Origin of the sequence: Shewanella sp. SM29 (genome assembly GCF_025654245.1) — a bacterium.
Classification (GTDB): Bacteria; Pseudomonadota; Gammaproteobacteria; order Enterobacterales; family Shewanellaceae; genus Shewanella; species Shewanella oncorhynchi.
Window position 1 is genome coordinate 1 of the sequence record NZ_JAKKRN010000109.1, and the last position, 507, is coordinate 507.

Annotated in this window: 1 protein-coding gene; it reads left to right on the top strand. The window is 45.2% G+C overall.

Features of this window, described 5'->3' with window-relative positions; translation table 11 throughout:
* Nucleotides 1-483 (top strand): EF-Tu/IF-2/RF-3 family GTPase (locus L5L77_RS22840; protein WP_263223454.1); only part of this gene is annotated, 483 nt, incomplete at its 5' end.
* Between the last annotated feature and the right edge of the window lie 24 nt (nt 484-507).

Genomic DNA, 507 nt, shown 5'->3' on the forward strand with positions numbered 1-507 from the left:
GGTATTGTTAAAGTGGGTGACGAAGTTGAAATCGTTGGTGTTCGCACAACGACTAAAACAACGTGTACTGGTGTAGAAATGTTCCGTAAACTGCTTGACGAAGGTCGTGCAGGTGAGAACTGTGGTGTGTTATTACGTGGTACTAAGCGTGATGACGTAGAACGTGGTCAAGTATTGGCTAAACCAGGTTCAATCAACCCACACACGACTTTTGAATCAGAAGTTTACGTTCTGTCAAAAGAAGAAGGCGGACGTCACACTCCATTCTTCAAAGGCTACCGTCCACAGTTCTACTTCCGTACAACTGACGTAACCGGTACTATCGAACTGCCAGAAGGCGTAGAGATGGTAATGCCTGGCGACAACATCAAAATGGTAGTGACTCTGATTTGCCCAATCGCGATGGACGAAGGTTTACGCTTCGCAATCCGTGAAGGTGGTCGTACAGTTGGTGCTGGTGTAGTAGCTAAAATCATCGCTTAATTGCGATAGAAATTAGTTTGAAAA